The following is a 22770-nucleotide window of genomic DNA, read 5'->3' on the forward strand; positions in this document are numbered from 1 at the left end:
TATGTTGCAGACCCGTGTTATCCCGCCCGCCGAAGGCGCCTACCAATATCCGCTGTTGATCAAGCGCCTGTTGATGTCCGGTACCCGCTACGAGAAGACCCGGGAAATCATCTACCGCGACAAGCTGCGCTACACCTACCCCACGCTGATCGAACGGGTCGCGCGCCTGGCCAATGTGCTCACGGAAGCCGGGGTCAAGGCCGGTGACACCGTGGCGGTGATGGATTGGGACAGTCACCGTTACCTGGAGTGCATGTTCGCCATCCCGATGATCGGCGCGGTGATCCACACCATCAATGTGCGCCTGTCGCCGGAGCAGATTCTCTACACCATGAACCACGCCGAGGACCGCTTCGTACTGGTCAACAGCGAGTTCGTGGGGCTCTACCAGGCCATTGCCGGGCAGCTCACCACGGTCGACAAGACGTTGCTGCTGACTGACGCGGCCGAAAAAACCGCCGAGCTGCCCAACCTGGTGGGCGAATACGAAACCCTGTTGGCCGCTGCCAGCCCGAAGTACGACTTCCAGGATTTCGACGAACATTCCGTCGCCACCACCTTCTACACCACCGGTACCACCGGCAATCCCAAGGGTGTGTACTTCACCCATCGCCAACTGGTGCTGCACACCATCGGCGTGGCGACCATCATGGGCTGTGTCGACAGCGTGCGTCTGCTGGGCACCAACGATGTGTATATGCCGATCACGCCGATGTTCCATGTGCATGCCTGGGGCCTGCCGTATGTGGCGACCATGCTCGGCCTGAAGCAGGTCTACCCCGGCCGCTATGACCCGGAATACCTGGTGGAGCTGTGGCGCAAGGAAAAGGTCACCTTTTCCCACTGTGTGCCGACCATCCTGCAAATGGTGCTCAACGCCAAGGCGGCCCAGGGCGTTGATTTTGGCGGCTGGAAAATCGTCATCGGCGGCAGTGCCCTCAACCGCACGCTGTATGAAGCGGCCAAGGCCCGTGGGATTCAGCTGACCGCTGCGTACGGCATGTCCGAGACCGGGCCGTTGGTGTCCTGTGCCCACCTCAATGACGAGCTGATGGCCGGCACCGAGGACGAGCGCACTACCTACCGCATCAAGGCCGGCGTGCCCGGGCCCTTGGTGGACGCGGCGATCATGGACGCTGAGGGGAATTTCCTGCCCGCCGACGGCGAGTCCCAGGGCGAACTGGTGCTGCGCGCGCCGTGGCTGACCGAGGGTTATTACAACGAACCGCAAAAGGGCGCTGAGCTGTGGGACGGTGGCTGGATGCACACCGGCGACGTAGCCACCCTCGACGCGTTTGGCGTGATCGACATCCGCGACCGCATCAAGGACGTGATCAAGACGGGCGGCGAGTGGATCTCCTCCCTGGCGCTCGAAGACCTGGTCAGCCGCCACCCGGCGGTACGCGAAGTAGCGGTGGTGGGCATCGCCGACCCGCAGTGGGGCGAGCGCCCGTTTGCCCTGTTGGTGGTGCGTGATGGCCATGTGATAGGGGCCCGCGAGCTCAAGGAACACCTCAAGCCTTTTGTCGAATTGGGCCATTTGAGCAAGTGGGCGATTCCAAGCCAGATCGCCGTTGTTACGGAAATTCCCAAGACCAGTGTCGGCAAGCTCGACAAAAAACGTATCCGCATTGACATCATCGAATGGCAAGCCAACAACAGTACGTTCCTGTCCACCCTTTGAGGTGATTTGCCGTGCCCTCGGGGCACGGCAGCGCTCTATCTCAACGCTTCACTTGTGATTTGCCCATTTTCAGCCATCCTTTCCGCGCCGGCCTTCGTCGGCGTGGCGAAAGGGCTGTGGTAGACGGGTTGGTGGTGCAAATCACACTTTAGAGGGATCAAGCGGTACCCCCTGCTGGCTATAGTCCCCTTCAGAGTTTTTCAAGGATGTTGCGCTTCGGGCCATGGGGGCCCGGTTGCCGGGCGGCATTGGAATCGTTGTATTCCGGCCGTTACATGCATCACAGAAAGAACTCACTGCCATAACAATAATGCACATGGAGTAGCGTCGATGACCTCAGTAAACCAGTTCTGGCGCCGGGCGCGACTGCCCCTGGCCGTCAGTCTCGCCTCTACGCTCGCCGGGCCCGCATTCGGCGTCAGTTTCAATATCGGTGAAATCGAAGGGAGCTTTGACTCGTCGCTGTCGGTGGGGGCGAGTTGGTCGACAGCCAAGCCCAACCGCGATCTGATCGGCGTCAACAACGGCGGCAAGGGCTTGTCCCAGACCTCCGATGACGGCCACTTGAACTTCAAGCGCGGCGAGACGTTCTCGAAGATCTTCAAGGGCATTCATGACCTGGAACTGAAGTACGGCGATACCGGTGTGTTTGTGCGTGGCAAGTACTGGTATGACTTTGAACTCAAGGATGAAAGCCGGGAGTTCAAGGACATCAGCGACAACAACCGCAAAGAGGGCGCCAAGTCTTCTGGCGGCCAGATTCTCGATGCGTTCGTTTATCACAACTATTCGATTGCAGATCAGCCAGGGGCGGTGCGCTTCGGTAAGCAGGTGGTGAGCTGGGGGGAAAGCACCTTCATCGGCGGTGGCATCAACTCCATCAACCCGATCGATGTGTCTGCATTCCGTCGTCCGGGCGCCGAAATCAAGGAAGGCTTGATTCCGGTCAACATGTTCTATGTGTCGCAAACCTTGACCGATAACCTGTCGGCGGAAGCGTTCTATCAGTTGGAGTGGGACCAGACTGTCACGGACAACTGCGGTACGTTCTTTTCGCAGCCGGACGTCGTTTCCGATGGCTGCAGTGACAACCTGCGGGTACTCAACAGTCGACGCTTCTTGCCGGGGGCTGTCCTTCCAGGTCTTGCCGCCAATGGTGTGGATGTCAATAACGAGGGCGTCCTCGTTCGTCGTGGTGCCGATCGTGACGCGCGCGATAGCGGCCAATTCGGTGTTGCCTTCCATTACAACTTCGAGCCGCTGGACACGGAGTTCGGTGCGTACTTCATGAACTACCACAGCCGTGCGCCGATTTTCAGTGCGCAGGGCGCGCCACAGTCTGCTTACACGGGGCCTATCGGGCTTCCAGGCACGTTGCGTCCGCTGGTTGTCGCGGGTAATTCCAACTATTTCATCGAGTACCCTGAAGACATTCGCCTTTATGGTTTGAGCTTCTCCACCACCTTGCCGACAGGCACAGCATGGAGCGGTGAGTTGAGCTATCGCCCTAATGCCCCTGTGCAATTGAGCACCACCGACATTCTCTACGCCGGTGTCACGCCGCTGCCAGGCTACGGGAATGCTTCTGTGTTGAAAGGCAGTCCAGGCCAGGATCTGCATGGCTACAACCGTAAGGAGGTCACCCAGTTCCAGACCACGTTCACGCACTTCTTCGACCAAGTGATGGGCGCCAGCCGCTTGACCACCGTCGCTGAAATCGGTGTGACACACGTGGGGGGATTGGAAAGCAAATCCGAGGCTCGTTACGGGCGTGATCCGGTCTTCGGCCCTGGTACGTTGCCTGGCGGTTTCTGTACTACGCTGAACAACTCGACTGCTCAGGGTGGGGGGCTGGCTAACGCCTCCAGCCTCAATACCAACTGCAATAACGATGGCTTCACCACTGCCACGTCCTGGGGCTACCGCGCACGTGCCATCTGGGAATACCCGGACGTCTTCGCAGGCGTGAACCTCAAGCCAAACGTGGCGTGGTCCCATGACGTCAAGGGTTACTCCCCTGGTCCGGGCGCCAACTTCGAAGAGGGCCGCAAAGCCGTCAGCTTGGGCCTGGATGCCGAATACCAGAACACCTACACCGCCAGCCTGAACTACACCAACTTCTTCGGCGGTGATTTCTCAACGGTGAATGATCGCGACTTCGTTGCTCTGAGCCTCGGCGTGAACTTCTAAGCACACTGCATTTCAGGAAGACCAGAACATGAAAATAACTAAAAGTCTGTTGCACGTCGGTGTGCTCGGGCTGTCGATCCTGGCGAGCAACGTCATGGCGGCAGTCTCGGCGGATGAAGCTGCCAAGCTGGGCACGACCCTGACTCCGATGGGCGCCGAAATGGCCGGTAACGCGGCAGGCACCATTCCTAAGTGGTCGCCGCTGCCGACCAATGCCGGCGCGGTCGATGCCCGTGGTTTCCTGGCCAACCCGTACGCCAGTGAACAACCGCAATTCACCATCACCGCGCAGAACGTCGAGCAGTACAAAGACAAGCTGGCCCCTGGGCAGTACGCGATGTTCAAGCGCTACCCGGACACCTTCAAGATGCCGGTCTACCCGACCCATCGCGGCGCCACCGTGCCGGCCGATGTGTTTGCCGCCATCAAGAAGAACGCCACCAACACCAACCTGGTGTCTGGCGGTAACGGCCTGGAAAACTTTGAAACCGCCGTGCCGTTCCCGATCCCGAAAAGCGGCGTCGAGGTGATCTGGAACCACATCACCCGTTATCGCGGCGGCAGCGTGACCCGCCTGGTGACCCAGGCCACGCCGCAAACCAACGGCTCGTTCAGCCTGGTGTATTTCAAAGACCAGTTCGTGTTCCGCGACAAAATGAAGGACTTCGACCCGAAAAACCCAGGCAACGTGCTGTTCTACTTCAAGCAGCAAGTGACCGCGCCGGCCCGACTGGCCGGGGGTGTGCTGTTGGTGCATGAAACCCTGGACCAGGTGAAGGAGCCGCGCTCGGCGTGGGTCTACAACGCCGGCCAGCGTCGTGTGCGCCGCGCGCCGCAGGTGTCGTATGACGGGCCGGGTACCGCTGCCGATGGCCTGCGTACCTCCGACAACCTCGATATGTACAACGGTGCACCGGACCGCTACGACTGGAAGCTGGAAGGCAAGAAAGAAATCTACATCGCCTCCAACAGCTACAAAATCGACGATCCTAAGCTCAAGTACGTCGACATCATCAAGGCCGGCCACATCAACCAGGACCTCGCACGCTATGAGCTGCGCCGCGTCTGGCACGTGGTCGCGACCCTGAAGGAAGGCCAGCGCCACATCTATGCCAAGCGTGACTTCTTCATCGACGAAGACACCTGGCAAGCGGCCGTGATCGATCACTATGACGGTCGCGGCCAACTGTGGCGTGTCGCCGAAGCCCATGCCGAGAACTACTACGACAAGCAAGTGCCGTGGTACGCCCTGGAAACGCTCTACGACCTGCAGTCCGGCCGCTACCTGGCCCTGGGCATGAAGAACGAAGAGAAGCAGGCCTATGATTTCGGCTTCACCGCCACCACCAGCGATTTCACCCCCGCGGCCCTGCGCCAGGACGGTGTTCGCTAAATTGCACTAGTGCCTCAATGTGGGAGGGGGCTTGCTCCCGATAGTGATGTGGCAGTCAGCGCATGCATTGACTGGTCCGCCGCTATCGGGAGCAAGCCCCCTCTCACTTTTGGGTTGTGCCGATATTTCTTGTCGCAGTTATTTTCAGTCAATTGTTGCAAAGATCTACAAACCCTCCGCTTTTACCGCTAGTCTGCGGACATCTGCAATGCCGATAACAGCCTTCTACAAGAGCCCGGCGATGACTGATCTGTCTCGAATCCAGGGGCCTTCCAGCGCGGTCGTCCCGTCCCTGGAAGGTCGCTTCTACAGGCCGCCGCTGCCTGACGGCTACGTGCTGCGCCCCCGTCTGTGCGAACGGCTGAGTGCAGGGCTGGACGGGCGACTGTTGCTGGTCAGTGCACCCGCGGGGTTCGGCAAGAGCTCATTGGCGGTGGAGTTCTGCCAGGGCTTGCCGGCCCATTGGCAAAGCCTGTGGCTGGGCCTGAGCCCCCGGGACAACGACCCTGGCCGTTTCCTCGAGCGCCTGCTCGACGGGCTGCAACAATACTTCCCGCAAATCGGCGCCCAGTCCCTGGGGCTGCTGAAAATGCGCCAGCGTCATCAACCCTTTGCCTTTGAAGAATGGCTCGATGGCCTGCTCGATGAGCTGACCGTGCATTTGTCCACGCGCACGCCGCTGTTGCTGGTACTGGATGACTACCATCTGGCCCAGGGCCCGGTACTGGATCGCTGCCTGCAATTTTTCCTCAATCATTTACCCGATGGCCTGGTGGTGCTGGTCACCAGCCGCCAGCGCCCGGACTGGCACCTGGCGCGCCTGCGCTTGTCACGCCATCTACTGGAGCTGCATGAGCAGGATCTGCGCCTGACTCACGACGAATCCCTGGCCGTGCTGGATCGCCACAGCAGTTCATTGCGTGGCGAGGCGCTGGATAACCTGATCCGCCGCAGCGAGGGTTGGGTCGCCGGGCTGCGTTTCTGGCTGCTCGCCGCCTCCGAGGCCGGTAACGAAGGCTCTTTGCCGCAAAGCCTGCACGGCGGGGAAGGGCTGATCCGTGATTACCTGCTCGAAGAGGTGATCGATTGCCTGCCGCCCGAAGTGCAGGCCTTTCTGTTCGATACTGCCCCTCAGGAACGCTTTTGCAGCGAGCTGTGCGACGCCGTGCGCGAAGCCCATGACAGCGCGGAAATCCTGCGCTACCTGCAAGCCCACCAGGTTTTTCTGGTACCTCTGGACGAGCAGGGTCACTGGTACCGTTACCACCATCTGTTTTCGGACCTGCTGCGCACGCGCCGCGCCACCAGCACCGCGCTGTTACCGGCAGCCAGCCTGCACCTGCGGGCCTGCCGCTGGTTCAACGCGCAAGGCTTGATCGATGAGGCGGTGGAACAGGCATTGCGTGCCGGCCATCTGGATGTGGCCGCCAACCTGGTACAGAACCTGTCCGAAGAGCAACTGCTGGCCGAACAGAACGTCGGCATGCTGCTGCGCTGGAAAATGGACTTGCCCGATAGCCTGCTGATCAGTACACCCCGGTTGATCGTGCTCTATAGCTGGGCCCTGGGGCTGGCGTGCCAGTTGGATGCGGCGGAAGAGTTGTCCAGTTACCTCAGTCGCTTCCTGCCGGCACCGTCGGCCACGGCGCAGAAGTCGATGCTGGCCCAGTGGCTGGCGCTCAGCGGGATTATCGCGCGTGGTCGCGGTGACCGCGAATTGACCCAGCGTTATTGCAGCGAAGCCTTGGAAAGTTTGCCGCAGCGTCGCTATGGCCAGCGTCTGATGTGCCTGTCGACCTTGTCCAACCTGGCCATTGTCGACGCCGACCTGTGGCGCGCCCGCGGCCTGAACCGCGAGTCCCTGGAATTGGCGCAGCGGGTCGGAAACCCGCTGTTCGAAGCGCTGGCCCATTACGACCGTGCGCGAGTGTTGCAGGCGCGCGGCGAAATCCTGCGTTCCCTCGATGAGGTTCGCCAGGGCCTGCAACGCCTGCAGGGCCTGGCGCCGCAGCGGTTGTACGCCGTGCGTGCGCGATTGTCGCTCTATGAAGGTTATTTGCTGCTGGCGCGCTATCAGCCTGAGGCCGGCCTTGCTCGTCTGCGGGCCGGGCTGGTTGAAGCGCGCGCCTGTCGCGACATCAGCGTACTAATCGGCCATTGTGTGATCGCCAACTTCGAAGGGCGCCGTAACGACTTCCCCAAAGCCTTCGCCGAACTGGCCGAGGCCGAGCGCTTGATGCACATCTGGGACGTGCCGCCGATCTACTACCTGGCGATGATCACCCTGATCAAATGCGAATTGTGGCTGGCCCAGGGCCGCACCGACCTGGCTGACGCCTGGCTGACGCGGTTGGGGCAAACCTATAATGGTCAACACGCGGCTGCCGCGCCGGAGTTTCATCCGCACCTGCCGCAACATATCGGGCTGCAACAGGCCGCCCTCGATGCGATTCGCCATCAAGCGGATGCGGCGTTGGAGCGTCTTGAAGACCTGGCGCAACAGGCGCACAACAGTGGGCGACAAATGATTGCGCTGATGGCGTTGACCCAGCAGGCGCAACTGCTGCTGGAAAACGGCCAGGAAGCCAAGGCACGGCCGGTGTTGGCGCGGGCGCTGGAGGCCGGCTCGGGAGGGGCATTGCAGCCGTTCCAGCGTTTGCTCGAAGGTTACCCGCAGTGGATGCGCGAACAGCTTGGCAAGGACCCTCACGGCTTGCTGAACCAGAGCCTCTTGGCGCTGCTGCCGGCCGTTGCGGTCGCGGAGCCGTCGCCTGGTCATGAAGTCCTGAGCGCCCGTGAATTGGCGGTGCTGCAATTGATCGCCCAGGGGTGCTCGAACCAGGAAATCAGCAACCGCCTGTTCATCTCCCTGCATACGGTCAAGACCCACGCCAGCCATATCAACAGCAAGTTGGGGGTGGAGCGACGAACCCAGGCGGTGGCGCGGGCGCAAGAGTTGAGGTTGATTGGCTGAAACGTAAACCTTACGGCGGGCGAGCTTGCCCGCGTTGGGCTGCGAAGCGCACCCAGTCTGGTTTAATAGTGCAATTATTTTGGCGATGCTCGCCGGAAAACGATAATTCATTTGCACTGGAGGACCGCCCATGACCACCGCCAAGCCGACTCTCATCCGTGAAACCTTTCCCGTCGGCCCGTTGCAGTGCAACTGCACCATCATCGGTGACCCCATCACTAAAAAAGCCATCGTGGTCGACCCCGGTGGCAACCACGAATTGATCCTGGCGCGCCTCGATGCACTGGGCTTGAAGGTGGTGAGCATCATCCACACCCACGCCCATCTCGATCACTTCCTCGCCTCCGGCCAGTTGAAGGAGAAAACCGGTGCCACCCTGCACCTGCACAAGGATGATCAGTTTCTCTGGGACAACCTGGAAATGCAGTGCCAGATGTTCGGTGTGCCCTACACTCCGGTGCCTTCGCCAGACCAATGGCTGGTCGATGATGAAGCGTTGGCCTGCGGCTGTGGCGTGGCGCTGCATACGCCGGGGCACACACCCGGTTCGATGAGTTTCTGGTTTGCCGATGCCAAGCTCCTGATTGCTGGCGACACCTTGTTTCGACGCGGCGTAGGGCGAACGGATTTGTGGGGCGGCGACCAGGCGGCGATCGTGCGTTCGATCAAGCAGCGGCTCTATACGTTGGATGAGGGCGCGACGGTGGTAACCGGTCACGGCCCGGATACGCGGTTGGGGGATGAGATGCGTGAGAATCCCTTTGTGCGCGCGTAATGGGGCAGGGGACGTCGGTAGTCCAGCTTTCGGCGCTGTGGTGTCTGGAGAATTGCTGTAGCAAAAACACAGGTCGCGTTCAGCCTGCTTCTGCTACGGTTTCTGTAGCGGTAATCCTGGCCAGTTTTTTGTTACAGCTCTGGATGCGGTTGCGGAATTTTTACCGTTTGTCGCGTTCCAAACTCGGCACAGGTCCATTGCCTATGTCCTCTGCACCACAGAATGCAAAAGTAGGAGCTTCCTTCATGTTCACTCCGCGTCGTCTGCTTGTTGTCGCTACTGCCGTAGCCCTGTTGTCTGGCTGCGCTTCACCTAATCCATATGACGGCAGCCAGGGACAGGCAAATAATGGATCGCAAGGCGGCATGAGTAAAACCGCCAAGTACGGCGGCCTTGGTGCCCTGGCCGGCGCACTGGCCGGTGCGGCCATCGACCATAACAACCGTGGCAAGGGCGCGCTGATCGGCGCGGTGGTTGCCGGTGCAGGTGCGGCTGGCTATGGCTACTATGCCGACCAGCAGGAAAAGAAACTGCGCGAAAGCATGGCCAATACCGGGGTTGAAGTTCAGCGCCAGGGCGACCAGATCAAGCTGATCATGCCGGGCAATATCACATTTGCCACCAACTCGGACGCGATCTCCAGCAGCTTCTACCAGCCGCTGAACAACCTGGCCAACTCCCTCAAGCAATTCAATCAGAACACCATCCAGATTGTCGGTTACACCGACAGTACCGGCAGCCGTCAGCTGAATATGGACCTGTCCCAGCGTCGTGCGCAGAGCGTGGCCAACTACCTGACCTCGCAAGGCGTCAACGGTGCCAACCTGAGCGCGCGCGGTGCCGGTCCGGATAATCCGATTGCCAGCAACGCCGACGTTAACGGCCGTGCGCAGAACCGTCGTGTCGAAGTGAACCTCGGTCCGATCCCTGGCCAGCAGTACGGCCAGCCTGCAGGCCAGCAACAAGCGCCCCAGCAGAACAATCAATTCCAGGGCAATCCGTACCAGCAGTACCAATAAACGCCGGCCACTAAAAAGGGCGCTGTGCAGTCAATGCACAGCGCCCTTTTTATTGCGTTCAGATCAGTCGATGTATTCAAACACCTTCACAATTTTCTGCACGCCGGACACACCCTGTACCAGGTTGGCCGCACGGGTCGCTTCCGCCTGGGTCAGCAAGCCCATCAGGTAAACGATACCGTTGTCGGTCACGACTTTGATGCGCGAGCCAGGAATCGCGTTATCGGTCAGCATCTGCGCCTTGATCTTGGTGGTCAGCAAGGCATCGTTGCTGATAGCCAGCAGGGTGATCGGGTCCATCACCTGCAATTCGTTGTGGACCTTCTTGACCCGTTGAACAGTCGAGGCCGCTTGTTCGGCCTGGGCTTTCAGGTCGGCGCGCGGTGTTTGCCCGGCAAGCAGTACCACGCCGTTGAAGCTGGTCACGACGATACGCGACGCGCCGTTGCCCAGGTCTGGCGCGGCCTTGGCGATGTTGACTTCGACCTTTGTTTCGATCAACGAGTCGTCGATCTTGCTGCCAAAGGTACGGGTGCCCTTGTCGTCCTGGATGGGGGTGTCACGTGTCGCAGTGATTGCCGTGCTGCACCCGCTGATGCTGAGGCATAGCGTGATGGCCAATAGGCTGAGGCGTTTAACGGTCATTCTTCACTCCCGAACAGTTGGCTGTCGATCAGATCGCACAGGCAGTGGATCGCCAGCAGATGGACTTCCTGAATACGTGCGGTGACAGTGGCCGGTACGCGAATCTCCACATCCTCGGGCAACAGCAGCGACGCCATGCCGCCGCCATCGCGTCCGGTCAATGCTACGACAATCATTTCACGATCATGTGCGGCCTGGATCGCCTGAATAATATTCGCCGAGTTACCGCTGGTGGAAATCGCCAGCAACACATCACCCGGTTGGCCCAGGGCACGGATTTGCTTGGAGAAGATTTCGTTGTAGCTGTAGTCGTTGGCGATCGAGGTGATCGTCGACGAATCTGTGGTCAAGGCAATGGCCGGCAGGCTCGGCCGCTCGCGCTCGAAGCGGTTGAGCAGTTCGGACGAGAAGTGCTGGGCATCGCCGGCCGAACCGCCGTTGCCGCACGAAAGCATTTTGCCCTCGTTGAGCAAGGCATTGACCATGACCTGACTGGCTTGCTCGATGTGCGGTGCAAGTACGTCCATCGCCTGTTGCTTGGTGTCGATGCTGGCCTGGAAAAGCTGGCGAATTCGGGATTGCATGTCCATCTGTGTGACCTTAAGTAGCGCGGCTGTTTGGCACAGGTATGTGCAGCCCGCAAAGCAAAGAGCAAAAGTGTGTGGTGAAAATGTCCGGCGAATCAGCTGTCGAAGGCGTCTTTGAGCCAGGTCAGATCAGCAAGGCCTGCCGGTGTGCTTTCCATGGCAACCACATCGAAACGGCAGGGGGAGTCAGACCAGCGGTGCTCCTTGAGTAGGAAGTACTGCGCGGCGAGTATCAGCTTCTGACGCTTGCGCCCGTCAATACTGGCGAGCGCGCCACCCCATTGTGCGTGTTTTCTGTAGCGGACTTCGACGAATACTACTGTATCGCCGTCAAGCATGACCAGATCAAGCTCGCCGCGTTTACACAACCAGTTCTGCGCCAGAAGGCGCAGACCCTGTTGTTGCAGGTATTTCAGAGCTTGAAGTTCGGCATCCTTGCCGCTTTTTGCGCTGGACCGCTCGGGCATCAGCGTGGGGTATCAGGCAGGCGCTGGACCTCGCCGCTGACGAATTTCGCCCATGGCATCTGGCGGTCGACGCGCTGGTTGGCGCTGATACCCAGGCTGCCCGAAAGGCCATCAACCCGTGTATCCGGCAGGGCCTTGAGCTGACCCAGGCGTGGCGCCAGGCGGTAGGCATCGACACCCATTGCATACAGGCGGCCGAGGCTGCCATTGGCTTGTGGCCATTGCGCGGCGACCTGGTTGCGCAGTGGGTCGGTGGTGTTGAGCAGCCAAGGGGTTTCGCAGAACATCACGTTGGTCATGTCCAGGTACTGGTTCTTGTCGCCGCTGGCACTGAATACGTGGGACGTGGCGTACACCGGTACATCACCGGCGTATTGGAAGTTAAGGGTCGGCTTGATCTGCTGGGCCAGTTGCGGGGTCACGGCCAGGAAGATGAACTCGATGTCCTGGCGACGCGAAGGTTGCGCGGCCACGTCGGTGCCGACGGTGCTTTGCAGGCTCTTGGCGCGGCCTTCGCTTTTGCGCAGTTGGAACAAGTCGGCGATCTGCTGTGCAAGGGCGACCGGCTGGTCGACGTACTCGACGCCTACGACGGTGCCGCCATTGGCTTCCCAATCCTGACGGAAGGCTTTGTAGACGCGCTCGCCCCATTCGCCACGCGGCACCATGGCAGCGGCGCGGTGCAGGCCATCGGCACGGGCGCGACGTGAGACTTCGCGGGCTTCGTCTTCAGCGGCCAGGCCGAACTGGAACAGCTGGGCCGGGCTTTGATCGGTCTCGCTGTAGTTCAGTGCCAGGGTGGTGATCGGTAATTGCGGACGTGCGCTGAGCTGTTTGACCAGTGGTTTTTCCAGCGGACCGACGACCAGTTGCACGCCGGCAGCCTGGGCCTTGGCGTAGAAGTCGTCGAGGGAGGTCAGGCGCGAGCTGTCGTAGAACTCGATCACCGGCGGTCGCTGGCCGGCTTGCTCGGCCTGGTAATGCGCAGCCATGAAACCTTCACGCAGCGCCTTGCCGACGGACGCCAGCGGGCCTTCCTGTGGCAGCAGCAGGGCGATCTTGTTCAGGGGCTGGCTGGCGAGTTCCTTGAGCTTGGTCAGCGGGGTTGGCAGTTGCACGGCCGCCGGGTGCCCTGGGTTCTGCGCGCGCCAGGTGTCGATCGCCGCCTGTTGTTGCTCCAGGGTGCCAGCGCCCTTGACGGCCTGGGCCAGGGTGATCCAGCCGTCCATTGTCGGGTTGCCGCTGGCTTGCAGTTGCTCGGCCGGGAGTGCGGCAATCAACGTCCAGATGGCTTCGTGGTTGCTCTTGGCGACATCACCGCTGAGCAATGGCGCCATGGCCACACGCTCGCGAGCCGCGGCCAGGGTCTGGCCATCGGCTTCATAGGCGCGAGCGTGCACGGTGCCGGTGCGGATCTGCTGCTCGGGCGGCAGGTCCTTCAGGCTTTGCAGGCTAGGGTGGTTCAGGGCGGTCAACGCAGCCTTGGGCTGGTTGCGCGTCATCGCCAGTTCGGCGGCCAGGGTGCTGGCAAAGATTTGTGCGGCGGGTTTGAGAACATCCAGCGGCACCTGCGCAAGGATCTGCGACGAGCGGCCGGGGTTGTTCTGGCGGTAGGCCATGTCAGCCGCACTCAGGCGCAGCAAGGCCGCCTTTTCTGGCGTCTTGGCGGTGGTCGCCTGTTCGAGCAGTTGCTCGATACTGGCATCCGGGGTCCGTGGAAGGTCGCCAAGGCTGGACGAGGGCGAGCTGGCGCAAGCGGCCAACAAGGCAGCGAGGCAGAGGGCGGAGAGCAGCCGCAGGCAAGCGATCATGTAAGTGTCCTGATACCGATCAAATTAGCGTGGAATTGTACCCAAGCACTGGCCCAGGCGCGATGTTACTGGCGTGAAACTGTCGATTTAGGTCGTGTAAATGTTGCGATTGGCTGTGCACGGCTGAAAAGGCATCGGCTTCGATGGCATATTTTCAAGGCGTCTACGCGCTACAATGTGGCTTTTGCCAACCATCGAGGTGTGCGTTTTGACTGCTCCAGGTCCTTTGAATTCCACTGCAGGCTCGCTTTTTGTCGTGGCGACGCCCATTGGCAACCTGGACGATATCAGTGCGCGGGCGCTGAAAGTGTTGCGCGACGTTAAATTGATCGCAGCGGAAGACACCCGGCACTCCCAGCGTCTGATGCAGCATTTTGGTATCAGCACGCCATTGGCTGCGTGCCATGAGCATAACGAGCGCGAAGAAGGCAGTCGTTTTATCACGCGCCTGCTGGCAGGTGATGACGTGGCGCTGATCTCCGATGCCGGTACCCCGCTGATCTCTGATCCGGGTTATCACCTGGTTCGCCAGGCGCGTGCTGCGGGTATCAATGTAGTGCCTGTTCCGGGCGCATGCGCGCTGATTGCCGCTTTATCGGCAGCTGGATTGCCCTCCGATCGTTTTATTTTCGAGGGCTTCCTGCCGGCCAAGGCGGTCGGGCGTCGTGCTCGGCTCCAAGCGTTAAAGGAAGAGCCGCGTACATTGATCTTCTATGAGGCTCCCCACCGTATTCTGGAATGTCTGCAGGATATGGAGCTGGTGTTCGGTGGTGAACGCCTTGCACTGTTGGCGCGGGAGATTACCAAGACCTTCGAGACCCTCAAGGGCCTGCCGCTGGAAGCGTTGCGCGCGTTTGTCGAGGGTGACAGCAATCAGCAACGAGGCGAATGCGTGGTGCTGGTGGCGGGCTGGAGTGCGCCAGAGTCCGAAGACGCGGTGGGCAGCGAAGCCATGCGCATCCTTGATCTGTTACTCAAGGAAATGCCCCTTAAGCGCGCGGCAGCCCTGGCGGCGGAAATTACCGGGGTGCGCAAGAATGTGTTGTATCAAGTTGCGCTGGATAAACAGAAAACCGAATAGTTCCGGGGGTAAGCCGGTATTTCGTCTGAAGGTGATGGCACTGCTATGCTTTTAGTACTTGTCCTAAGTCCCTCGTGCCGTTAACCTGCGCGGCGGAGAGTCGATTGGACAGTCGCTGCCTTCTATGAAAATTAGGAGGGGGAGGAAAGTCCGGGCTCCATAGGGCGAAGTGCCAGGTAATGCCTGGGAGGCGTGAGCCTACGGAAAGTGCCACAGAAAATAACCGCCTAAGCACTTCGGTGCCGGTAAGGGTGAAAAGGTGCGGTAAGAGCGCACCGCACGACTGGCAACAGTTCGTGGCTAGGTAAACCCCACTTGGAGCAAGACCAAATAGGGTCCCAAGGCGTGGCCCGCGCTGGGACCGGGTAGGTTGCTAAAGATGTCCAGTGATGGCCATCGTAGACGAATGACTGTTCAAGACAGAACCCGGCTTATAGATCGACTCTCCACCTTTTTCCTTCTGTCCGAATCTCGGGCAGAAAACCGGTAGTAACGCAAGAATCCCTCCCTGCTGAATCATTGGCAGATGCATCTTCGTAATACCAAAAAAATCTTACTCTTAATAAATTACATTAACTATGAGCCATAGCTCTTTGAGCTATTTGTGCTTGTTGGGCCCAAAACATCGCCGAACTCTGGTTTCTCCTCCCTTTACGCTCCTAAATCTCCGTTCTGTAAGGCTTTTCCTTGAATCCGCGCCTTGACGGTGTGGTGGCCGCATTCCTATAGTGTGCGCAAGTGGCGGAAAGTGGCACAAAGTGGGTTTTTTGAACGTAAAACGCTAAAATTTGGAGAAACGCATCTGTGTTTCGCGGAGCTAACGCTATCAGTCTCGATGCAAAAGGCCGTCTCGCCATGCCGAGCCGGTATCGTGACGAGCTCATTTCGCGAAGTTCCGGGCAGTTGATTATCACCATCGATGCCGTTGACCCTTGTTTGTGTGTTTACCCGCTCGATGAGTGGGAGTTGATTGAAACCAAGTTGCGCGCTTTGCCTTCATTGCGTGAAGAGAACCGCCGCCTGCAGCGTTTGCTGATTGGTAATGCCGTCGACCTCGAGCTCGATGGCAGCGGTCGTTTCCTGGTGCCTCCGCGTCTGCGCGAGTACGCCAAGCTGGATAAGCGCGCAATGCTGGTGGGCCAACTGAACAAGTTCCAATTGTGGGACGAAGATGCCTGGGACGCTGTTTCTGCAGCGGACCTGGCTGCTATTCAACAACCGGGCGCCATGCCTGATGAACTGCGTGATTTGATCCTGTGACTATTGATAGCGGCTTTAACCACATCACCGTACTGCTTGACGAAGCCGTTGAGGCTCTCGCCGTACGCGCGGATGGCTGCTATTTGGATGGCACCTTCGGCAGAGGCGGGCACAGCCGGTTGATACTCAGCCAGCTCGGGCCCGACGGCAAGCTCCTCGGATTCGATAAAGACCCCCAAGCGATTGCCACCGGGCAAGCGCTAGCGGCCGAAGACGGCCGCTTTGTCGTTGTGCAGCGCAGCTTTGCCGAGCTGGGCGCGGAAGTTGCCGAGCGCGGCATGGCGGGCAAGGTGGCCGGGGTTTTGCTCGACCTGGGCGTGTCTTCGCCGCAGCTCGATGATCCGGAGCGCGGCTTCAGCTTCATGAACGACGGCCCGCTCGACATGCGCATGGACCCGACCCGTGGTGTCAGTGCTGCCCAGTTCATCGCCACCGCGCCAGTGGAAGAAATCGCCCGCGTGTTCAAGGAATACGGTGAAGAGCGCTTCGCCGGGCGCATGGCCCGTGCCGTGGTCGAGCGTCGGGAAATCCAGCCGTTCGAGCGCACCGCCGACCTGGCCGAAGTGCTGAAAGTCGCCAATCCTGCCTGGGAAAAGGGCAAGAACCCGGCTACCCGCGCATTCCAGGGCCTGCGTATTCACGTCAACAACGAATTGGGCGATCTGGAAGCCGGCCTCGAAGCCGCACTGGAAGCCTTGGAAGTGGGTGGTCGCCTGGTGGTGATCAGCTTCCACTCCCTGGAAGACCGTATCGTCAAACTGTTCATGCGCCGCCTGGTCAAGGGCGAGTCCGACAACCTGCCGCGCAACCTGCCGGTGCGTTTCGAAGCCTTCGTGCCAAAAATCAAAATCCATGGCAAAGCGCAGTTCGCTTCCGAAGCCGAACTCAAGGCCAACCCACGTTCCCGTAGCGCTGTCATGCGTGTCGCGGAGAAGTTGCGGTGAGCAAGCTTTTCGCCAAGCCCCTTCCGGGCGGCAGCTTTTTTATGCTGCTGCTGTTTATCGGCGTGCTGGTGTCCGCGATTGCGGTGTCCTACAGCGCCCACTGGAATCGTCAACTGCTCAACACCCTGTACGGGGAATTGAGTGTGCGTGATAAAGCCCAGGCGGAGTGGGGCCGGCTGATTCTGGAGCAGAGCACCTGGACGGCCCACAGCCGTATTGAAGTGCTGGCGACCGAGCAACTGAAAATGCACATCCCGGGCGCGGCCGAAGTTCGCATGGTGGCGCCATGATGAAGCTCGAAGGTGCACTTTACCCGTGGCGCTTCCGTCTGGTGCTGGGCTTGTTGGCCCTGATGGTCGGCGCGATCGCCTGGCGCATCATCGACCTGCAAGTGGTTGACCGCGACTTCCTGATTGGCCAGGGCGATGCCCGCAGCCTGCGGCATATTCCGATTCCTGCGCACCGTGGCCTGATCACTGACCGTAACGGCGAACCACTGGCTGTCAGTACCCCGGTGACTACCCTGTGGGCCAACGCCAAGGAACTGCAGGTGGCCAAGGACAAATGGCCGCAACTCGCCGCCGCCCTGGGCCAGGACCCGAAGGCCTTGGCCGAGCGCCTGGAAGCCCAGGCCAATAAAGAGTTCATCTACCTGGTGCGCGGCCTGACCCCCGAGCAGGGCCAGCAGGTGCTCGACCTTAAAGTCCCCGGTGTCTACGGCATCGAGGAATTCCGTCGTTTCTATCCGGCCGGTGAAACCACCGCCCATATGGTGGGTTTTACCGACATTGATGACCATGGCCGCGAAGGTGTGGAGCTGGCCTACGATGAATGGCTGGCCGGGGTCCCCGGCAAACGACAGGTCATCAAGGATCGGCGCGGCAGACTGATCAAGGATGTCCAGGTCACCAAAAACGCCAAGGCCGGTAAGCCCTTGGCGTTGTCGATTGACCTGCGCCTGCAATACCTGGCCAACCGCGAGCTGCGCAACGCGATCATCGAGAACGGCGCCAAGGCCGGCAGCCTGGTGATCATGGACGTGAAGACCGGCGAGATCCTCGCCATGGTCAACCAGCCGACCTACAACCCGAACAACCGTCGCAACCTGCAACCGGCGATGATGCGCAATCGTGCAATGATCGACGTGTTCGAGCCAGGTTCGACCATGAAAGCCATCTCCATGAGTGCTGCCCTGGAAACCGGCCGCTGGAAGCCCAGCGACAAGGTCGAGGTGTATCCAGGCACCCTGCAGTTGGGCAAATACACCATTCGTGACGTGTCCCGTACCGAAGGGCCGGTGCTGGATTTGACAGGTATCCTGATCAACTCCAGTAACGTGGGCATGAGTAAGGTGGCCTTCGATATTGGTGGCGAAACCATCTACCACCTGGCGCAAAAAATCGGCCTGGGCCAACCCACCGGCCTCGACTTCCCGGGTGAGCGCGTCGGCAACCTGCCGAACTATCGCGACTGGAAAAAAGCCGAGACGGCCACGCTTTCCTACGGCTACGGCCTGTCCGTCACCGCCATCCAACTGGCCCACGCCTTCTCGGTGCTGGCCAACAATGGCCGCATGGTGCCGCTGAGCCTGATCCACGTTGACGAAGCGCCGAAAGCCACCCAGGTGATCCCGGAAAACGTCGCCAAGACCATGCAAGGCATGCTGCAACAAGTGATCGAAGCGCCGCGCGGTGTATTCCGCGCCCAGGTGCCGGCGTATCACGTGGCAGGCAAGTCCGGTACGGCACGTAAGACGTCGGTGGGTACCAAGGGTTACGCCGAGAACTCCTACCGCTCGCTGTTCGCCGGCTTCGGCCCGATGAGCGACCCGCGCTACGCCATCGTGGTTGTGATCGATGAACCAAGCAAAGCCGGTTACTTCGGTGGCCTGGTATCGGCGCCGGTGTTCAGCAAAGTGATGTCGGGCACCCTGCGCCTGATGAACATCACGCCGGATAACCTGCCGCCGACCCAACAAGCGAACGCCGGACCACCGGCCGCTGCTGCCAAAGCCAATGGAGGGCGCGGCTGATGTCCTTGAGCCTGAACAAGATTTTTGCCCACGCCGGTCGCGATCTGCTGATTCGCGAGTTGAGCCTGGACAGCCGCAACGTACGCGCCGGGGACCTGTTCCTGGCGGTGCCGGGTGGCAAGTACGATGGCCGTGCGCATATCGCCGATGCCTTGCAACGCGGTGCGGCGGCCGTGGCCTATGAAGTGGAAGGCGCGACCGTGCTGCCGATCACCGACGTGCCGTTGATTCCGGTCAAGGGCCTGGCCGCGCAGCTGTCGGACATCGCCGGGCGTTTCTATGGTGACCCGAGCCGCCACTTGAACCTGATTGGCGTGACCGGTACCAACGGCAAGACCAGCGTGACCCAATTGGTCGCCCAGGCCCTCGACCTGTTGGGCCAGCATTGCGGCATCGTCGGCACCCTCGGCACGGGCTTCTATGGCGCGCTGCAAAGCGGCCTGCACACCACGCCAAACCCGATTGCCGTGCAAGCGACGCTGGCTGACCTGAAAAAGGCCGGAGCCAAGGCGGTCGCCATGGAAGTCTCGTCCCACGGCCTGCATCAGGGGCGTGTGACGGCCCTGGCCTTTGATGTGGCAGTGATGACCAACCTGTCCCGCGATCACCTGGACTACCACGGCACCATGGAGGCCTACGCCGCCGAGAAGGCCAGGCTGTTTGCCTGGAATGACCTCAAGTGCCGGGTGGTCAACCTGGACGATGCCTTTGGCCGCCGACTGGCTGCCGAGGACCACGAAGCTCGCCTGATCAGCTACAGCCTGGAAGACGCCAGCGCGTATCTGTATTGCCGCGAAGCCCAGTTCAATGACGAAGGCGTGCGTGCCACGCTGGTGACGCCACAAGGCGAACACCATTTGCGCAGCACCTTGCTCGGGCGCTTCAACCTGAGCAATCTCCTCGCCGCTGTCGGCGCATTGCTTGGCCTGGATTACGCCCTGGATGAAATCCTGCGCGTGCTGCCGAAGCTGGAAGGCCCCGCTGGGCGCATGCAGCGTCTGGGTGGGGGCACTCAGCCGCTGGTGGTGGTCGATTACGCTCACACCCCGGATGCGCTGGAAAAGGTCCTGCTGGCCCTGCGCCCCCACGCCAAGGGCAAGTTGCTCTGCCTGTTTGGCTGTGGCGGTGACCGTGACCGTGGCAAACGCCCGTTGATGGCTGAAATCGTCGAGCGTCTGGCCGATGGTGTGCTCGTCACCGACGACAATCCGCGCAGTGAAGACCCGAGCCAGATTTTCGCTGACATCCGCGCAGGCTTCCAGGACGTGTCCAAGGTTGCCTTCGTCGCCGGTCGTGGCGCGGCCATTGCCCAATTGATCGCCAGCGCCAGCGCTGACGACGTGGTGGTCCTGGCCGGTAAAGGCCACGAGGATTACCAGGAAATCAACGGCCAACGCCATGCCTTCTCCGATCTGGTCGAGGCTGATCACGCCTTGACTGCCTGGGAGGTCGCCCATGCTTAAAACCATGAAGTTCAGCGAACTGACCCAGCCCCTGTCGGGCCGTGTGCTGTCCGGTGATTGCAGTTTCAACGGTGTCAGCATCGACAGCCGCGCAATCAAGCCGGGCCAATTGTTCGTCGCCCTGGCCGGGCCGCGTTTCGACGGTCACGACTACCTGAATGAAGTCGCCGCCAAAGGCGCCGTCGGTGCTTTGGTGCAGCGCGAAGTGGCGGATTCGACCTTGCCGCAATTGCTGGTGGCCGATACACGCCTGGCCCTGGGCCAGCTCGGGGCGCTGAACCGTGCTGCCTTCGATAAACCCGTGGCCGCCATCACCGGTTCCAGCGGCAAGACCACGGTCAAGGAGCTGCTCGCCGGTGTCCTGCGTACGCGCGGGCCGGTGCTCGCTACACGTGGCAACCTGAACAATGATTTCGGCGCACCGTTGACCCTGCTCGAACTGGCCCCGGAACACACGGCGGCGGTGATCGAACTGGGCGCTTCGCGCATCGGCGAAATCGCCTACACCGTGGCGCTGACCAAACCCCACGTCGCGATCATCAACAACGCCGGAACTGCCCATGTGGGCGAGTTCGGCGGCCCGGAGAAAATCGTCGAGGCCAAGGGGGAAATCCTCGAAGGCCTGGATGCCTCGGGCACCGCTGTATTGAATCTGGACGACAAGGCCTTCGAGACCTGGCGTGTACGTGCCGCCGGTCGCAAGGTCCTGACGTTTGCCGTGCTGAACGCCACGGCCGATTTCCATGCATCCGACATCACCGTCGATGCCCGTGGCTGCCCGTCCTTTACCTTGCACACTCCGCAAGGGCGTGAGCATGTGCAGTTGAATCTGCTGGGCAACCACAACGTCGCCAACGCCTTGGCTGCCGCCGCTGCCGCTTACGCCCTGGGCGTTTCGCTGTTCGGTATCGCCACCGGCCTGGGCGCGGTACAGCCGGTCAAGGGCCGCACGGTGGCGCAACTGGCGACCAACGGCATGCGCGTGATCGATGACACCTATAACGCCAACCAGTCCTCGGTCTGCGCCGCCATTGACCTGCTCAAGGGCTTCGACGGGCGCAAGGTGCTGGTGCTGGGCGACATCGCCGAACTGGGCGATTGGGCCGAACAGTCCCATCGCGAAGTCGGTGTCTACGCCAGCGATAAAGTCGACGCCCTCTACGCCGTTGGCCCGCACATGGCTCACGCCGTCGCGGCCTTCGGCCCTGGCGCGCGGCATTTCGCGACCCAGGCCGAGTTGATCCAGGCGCTGGGCGTGGCTGAACACGACAAACACACAACCATTTTGATCAAGGGATCGCGCAGCGCGGTGATGGAAAACGTCGTCGCGGCCTTGTGTGGCTCAAGTACGGAGAAACATTAATGCTGCTGCTGCTGGCTGAGTATCTGCAACAGTTCCACAAAGGCTTTGCGGTCTTTCAGTACCTGACCCTGCGCGGGATCCTGGGTGTGCTGACTGCGCTGTCTTTGTCGCTGTTCCTGGGGCCGTGGATGATCCGCACCCTGCAGAACCTGCAAATTGGTCAATCGGTTCGTAATGACGGCCCGCAGTCGCACCTGTCCAAATCTGGCACCCCGACCATGGGCGGTGCATTGATCCTGTCGTCCATCGGCATCAGCACCTTGCTCTGGGCTGACCTGCACAACCGCTACGTGTGGGTGGTGTTGCTGGTGACCCTGTTGTTCGGCGCTATCGGCTGGGTCGATGACTACCGCAAAGTCATCGAGAAAAACTCCAAAGGGCTGCCAAGCCGCTGGAAGTATTTCTGGCAGTCGGTGTTCGGCCTTGCCGCTGCGATCTTCCTCTACACCACCGCGCCAAGCGCCGTGGAAACCACCTTGATCATCCCGATGCTCAAGGACGCCAGCATTCCACTGGGCATTGGCTTTGTCGTACTGACGTACTTCGTCATCGTCGGCTCCAGCAACGCGGTGAACCTGACCGACGGCCTCGATGGCCTGGCGATCATGCCGACGGTGATGGTCGGCGGTGCGCTCGGCATCTTCTGCTACCTGTCGGGTAACGTGAAATTCGCCGAATACCTGCTGATCCCCTATGTGCCGGGTGCCGGTGAACTGATTGTGTTCTGCGGCGCATTGATTGGTGCGGGCCTGGGCTTCCTGTGGTTCAACACCTATCCCGCACAAGTCTTCATGGGTGACGTCGGCGCACTGGCGCTGGGCGCGGCCCTGGGCACCATCGCGGTGATCGTTCGCCAGGAAATCGTGCTGTTCATCATGGGCGGTGTGTTCGTGATGGAAACCCTGTCGGTGGTCATCCAGGTGGCCTCCTTCAAATTGACCGGACGCCGCGTGTTCCGCATGGCGCCGATTCACCACCACTTTGAACTCAAGGGCTGGCCTGAGCCGCGCGTGATTGTCCGTTTCTGGATCATCACCGTGATTCTGGTCCTGGTCGGCCTTGCCACCCTGAAACTGAGGTAG

18 protein-coding genes and 1 other RNA gene are annotated in these 22770 nt (G+C 60.6%); 15 read left to right on the forward strand and 4 right to left on the reverse strand.

Annotated elements, in window-relative coordinates:
- The first annotated feature begins 1 nt into the window (after position 1).
- The 6 genes from AB7933_RS06450 to AB7933_RS06475 all read left to right on the forward strand — a co-directional run bounded on the left by AB7933_RS06450 (position 2) and on the right by AB7933_RS06475 (position 10035).
- On the forward strand, positions 2-1684 hold the full coding sequence (locus tag AB7933_RS06450) for a fatty acid--CoA ligase (protein WP_024073502.1): 1683 nt from the start codon (positions 2-4) through the stop codon (positions 1682-1684).
- Positions 1685-2014: 330 nt separating this feature from the next.
- The gene (locus AB7933_RS06455; protein ID WP_024073503.1) at positions 2015-3874 is read left to right on the forward strand and encodes a DUF1302 domain-containing protein; all 1860 of its coding nucleotides are present in this window, start codon (positions 2015-2017) and stop codon (positions 3872-3874) included.
- A 28-nt stretch (positions 3875-3902) separates the two neighbouring features.
- Positions 3903-5267 (forward strand): DUF1329 domain-containing protein, encoded by a 1365-nt coding sequence (locus AB7933_RS06460; protein WP_024073504.1) that lies wholly within the window; start codon positions 3903-3905, stop codon positions 5265-5267.
- Positions 5268-5508: 241 nt separating this feature from the next.
- On the forward strand, positions 5509-8241 hold the full coding sequence (locus AB7933_RS06465) for a LuxR C-terminal-related transcriptional regulator (protein WP_024073505.1): 2733 nt from the start codon (positions 5509-5511) through the stop codon (positions 8239-8241).
- A gap of 130 nt (positions 8242-8371) precedes the next feature.
- Positions 8372-9016 carry an MBL fold metallo-hydrolase gene (locus AB7933_RS06470; RefSeq protein ID WP_024073506.1) on the forward strand — a complete coding sequence of 215 codons (645 nt, stop codon included), beginning with the start codon at positions 8372-8374 and terminating at the stop codon, positions 9014-9016.
- Between the two features lie 245 nt (positions 9017-9261).
- Complete coding sequence (locus AB7933_RS06475; RefSeq protein WP_024073507.1) at positions 9262-10035, forward strand: OmpA family lipoprotein; 774 nt, start codon at positions 9262-9264, stop codon at positions 10033-10035.
- 63 nt (positions 10036-10098) lie between these two features.
- Here AB7933_RS06475 and AB7933_RS06480 read toward each other — a convergent pair whose 3' ends face one another.
- The 4 genes from AB7933_RS06480 to AB7933_RS06495 form a co-directional block, all read right to left on the reverse strand.
- Positions 10099-10680: a BON domain-containing protein gene (locus tag AB7933_RS06480; protein WP_069075278.1), complete on the reverse strand. Its 582-nt coding sequence runs from the start codon at positions 10678-10680 to the stop codon at positions 10099-10101.
- Positions 10677-11270, reverse strand: coding sequence for a phosphoheptose isomerase (locus AB7933_RS06485; RefSeq protein ID WP_024073509.1), 594 nt, complete (start codon positions 11268-11270; stop codon positions 10677-10679). The genes AB7933_RS06480 and AB7933_RS06485 overlap by 4 nt, the downstream gene beginning before the upstream one ends.
- 92 nt (positions 11271-11362) lie before the next feature.
- Positions 11363-11734, reverse strand: coding sequence for a YraN family protein (locus AB7933_RS06490; RefSeq protein ID WP_024073510.1), 372 nt, complete (start codon positions 11732-11734; stop codon positions 11363-11365).
- Positions 11734-13545: a penicillin-binding protein activator gene (locus AB7933_RS06495; RefSeq protein WP_024073511.1), complete on the reverse strand. Its 1812-nt coding sequence runs from the start codon at positions 13543-13545 to the stop codon at positions 11734-11736. Before AB7933_RS06495 ends, AB7933_RS06490 begins: the two co-directional genes overlap by 1 nt.
- Positions 13546-13720: 175 nt before the next feature.
- Here AB7933_RS06495 and rsmI point away from each other — a divergent pair, with 175 nt between their 5' ends.
- The 9 genes from rsmI (at position 13721) to mraY (ending at position 22770) form a co-directional block, all read left to right on the forward strand.
- A complete protein-coding gene (gene rsmI / locus AB7933_RS06500) occupies positions 13721-14626 on the forward strand; it encodes a 16S rRNA (cytidine(1402)-2'-O)-methyltransferase (protein WP_024073512.1) in 906 nt (301 codons plus the stop codon).
- A gap of 96 nt (positions 14627-14722) precedes the next feature.
- Positions 14723-15076, forward strand: an RNA gene (gene rnpB / locus AB7933_RS06505) — RNase P RNA component class A.
- A gap of 354 nt (positions 15077-15430) precedes the next feature.
- The gene (gene mraZ, locus AB7933_RS06510) at positions 15431-15886 is read left to right on the forward strand and encodes a division/cell wall cluster transcriptional repressor MraZ (RefSeq protein ID WP_003171868.1); all 456 of its coding nucleotides are present in this window, start codon (positions 15431-15433) and stop codon (positions 15884-15886) included.
- The gene (gene rsmH, locus AB7933_RS06515; RefSeq protein ID WP_010213048.1) at positions 15883-16830 is read left to right on the forward strand and encodes a 16S rRNA (cytosine(1402)-N(4))-methyltransferase RsmH; all 948 of its coding nucleotides are present in this window, start codon (positions 15883-15885) and stop codon (positions 16828-16830) included. The genes mraZ and rsmH overlap by 4 nt, the downstream gene beginning before the upstream one ends.
- On the forward strand, positions 16827-17120 hold the full coding sequence (gene ftsL / locus AB7933_RS06520; protein WP_003171871.1) for a cell division protein FtsL: 294 nt from the start codon (positions 16827-16829) through the stop codon (positions 17118-17120). Before rsmH ends, ftsL begins: the two co-directional genes overlap by 4 nt.
- A complete protein-coding gene (locus AB7933_RS06525; protein WP_168232483.1) occupies positions 17120-18862 on the forward strand; it encodes a peptidoglycan D,D-transpeptidase FtsI family protein in 1743 nt (580 codons plus the stop codon). The genes ftsL and AB7933_RS06525 overlap by 1 nt, the downstream gene beginning before the upstream one ends.
- Complete coding sequence (locus AB7933_RS06530) at positions 18862-20325, forward strand: UDP-N-acetylmuramoyl-L-alanyl-D-glutamate--2,6-diaminopimelate ligase (protein ID WP_024073514.1); 1464 nt, start codon at positions 18862-18864, stop codon at positions 20323-20325. Before AB7933_RS06525 ends, AB7933_RS06530 begins: the two co-directional genes overlap by 1 nt.
- The gene (locus AB7933_RS06535; RefSeq protein WP_024073515.1) at positions 20318-21688 is read left to right on the forward strand and encodes a UDP-N-acetylmuramoyl-tripeptide--D-alanyl-D-alanine ligase; all 1371 of its coding nucleotides are present in this window, start codon (positions 20318-20320) and stop codon (positions 21686-21688) included. Before AB7933_RS06530 ends, AB7933_RS06535 begins: the two co-directional genes overlap by 8 nt.
- Positions 21688-22770 (forward strand): phospho-N-acetylmuramoyl-pentapeptide-transferase, encoded by a 1083-nt coding sequence (gene mraY, locus AB7933_RS06540; RefSeq protein WP_003171875.1) that lies wholly within the window; start codon positions 21688-21690, stop codon positions 22768-22770. Before AB7933_RS06535 ends, mraY begins: the two co-directional genes overlap by 1 nt.

Origin of the sequence: Pseudomonas gorinensis, from assembly GCF_042015035.1 — a bacterium.
Taxonomy (GTDB): Bacteria; Pseudomonadota; Gammaproteobacteria; order Pseudomonadales; family Pseudomonadaceae; genus Aquipseudomonas; species Aquipseudomonas gorinensis.

Bases quoted from the DNA above. Each gene is read 5' to 3' on its own strand.
- AB7933_RS06450 (WP_024073502.1), top strand. From the start codon at position 2: ATGTTGCAGACCCGTGTTATCCCGCCCGCCGAAGGCGCCTACCAATAT.
- AB7933_RS06455 (WP_024073503.1), top strand. From the start codon at position 2,015: ATGACCTCAGTAAACCAGTTCTGGCGCCGGGCGCGACTGCCCCTGGCC.
- AB7933_RS06460 (WP_024073504.1), top strand. From the start codon at position 3,903: ATGAAAATAACTAAAAGTCTGTTGCACGTCGGTGTGCTCGGGCTGTCG.
- AB7933_RS06465 (WP_024073505.1), top strand. From the start codon at position 5,509: ATGACTGATCTGTCTCGAATCCAGGGGCCTTCCAGCGCGGTCGTCCCG.
- AB7933_RS06470 (WP_024073506.1), top strand. From the start codon at position 8,372: ATGACCACCGCCAAGCCGACTCTCATCCGTGAAACCTTTCCCGTCGGC.
- AB7933_RS06475 (WP_024073507.1), top strand. From the start codon at position 9,262: ATGTTCACTCCGCGTCGTCTGCTTGTTGTCGCTACTGCCGTAGCCCTG.
- AB7933_RS06480 (WP_069075278.1), bottom strand. From the start codon at position 10,680: ATGACCGTTAAACGCCTCAGCCTATTGGCCATCACGCTATGCCTCAGC.
- AB7933_RS06485 (WP_024073509.1), bottom strand. From the start codon at position 11,270: ATGGACATGCAATCCCGAATTCGCCAGCTTTTCCAGGCCAGCATCGAC.
- AB7933_RS06490 (WP_024073510.1), bottom strand. From the start codon at position 11,734: ATGCCCGAGCGGTCCAGCGCAAAAAGCGGCAAGGATGCCGAACTTCAA.
- AB7933_RS06495 (WP_024073511.1), bottom strand. From the start codon at position 13,545: ATGATCGCTTGCCTGCGGCTGCTCTCCGCCCTCTGCCTCGCTGCCTTG.
- rsmI (WP_024073512.1), top strand. From the start codon at position 13,721: ATGTGGCTTTTGCCAACCATCGAGGTGTGCGTTTTGACTGCTCCAGGT.
- AB7933_RS06525 (WP_168232483.1), top strand. From the start codon at position 17,120: ATGAAGCTCGAAGGTGCACTTTACCCGTGGCGCTTCCGTCTGGTGCTG.
- AB7933_RS06530 (WP_024073514.1), top strand. From the start codon at position 18,862: ATGTCCTTGAGCCTGAACAAGATTTTTGCCCACGCCGGTCGCGATCTG.
- AB7933_RS06535 (WP_024073515.1), top strand. From the start codon at position 20,318: ATGCTTAAAACCATGAAGTTCAGCGAACTGACCCAGCCCCTGTCGGGC.
- mraY (WP_003171875.1), top strand. From the start codon at position 21,688: ATGCTGCTGCTGCTGGCTGAGTATCTGCAACAGTTCCACAAAGGCTTT.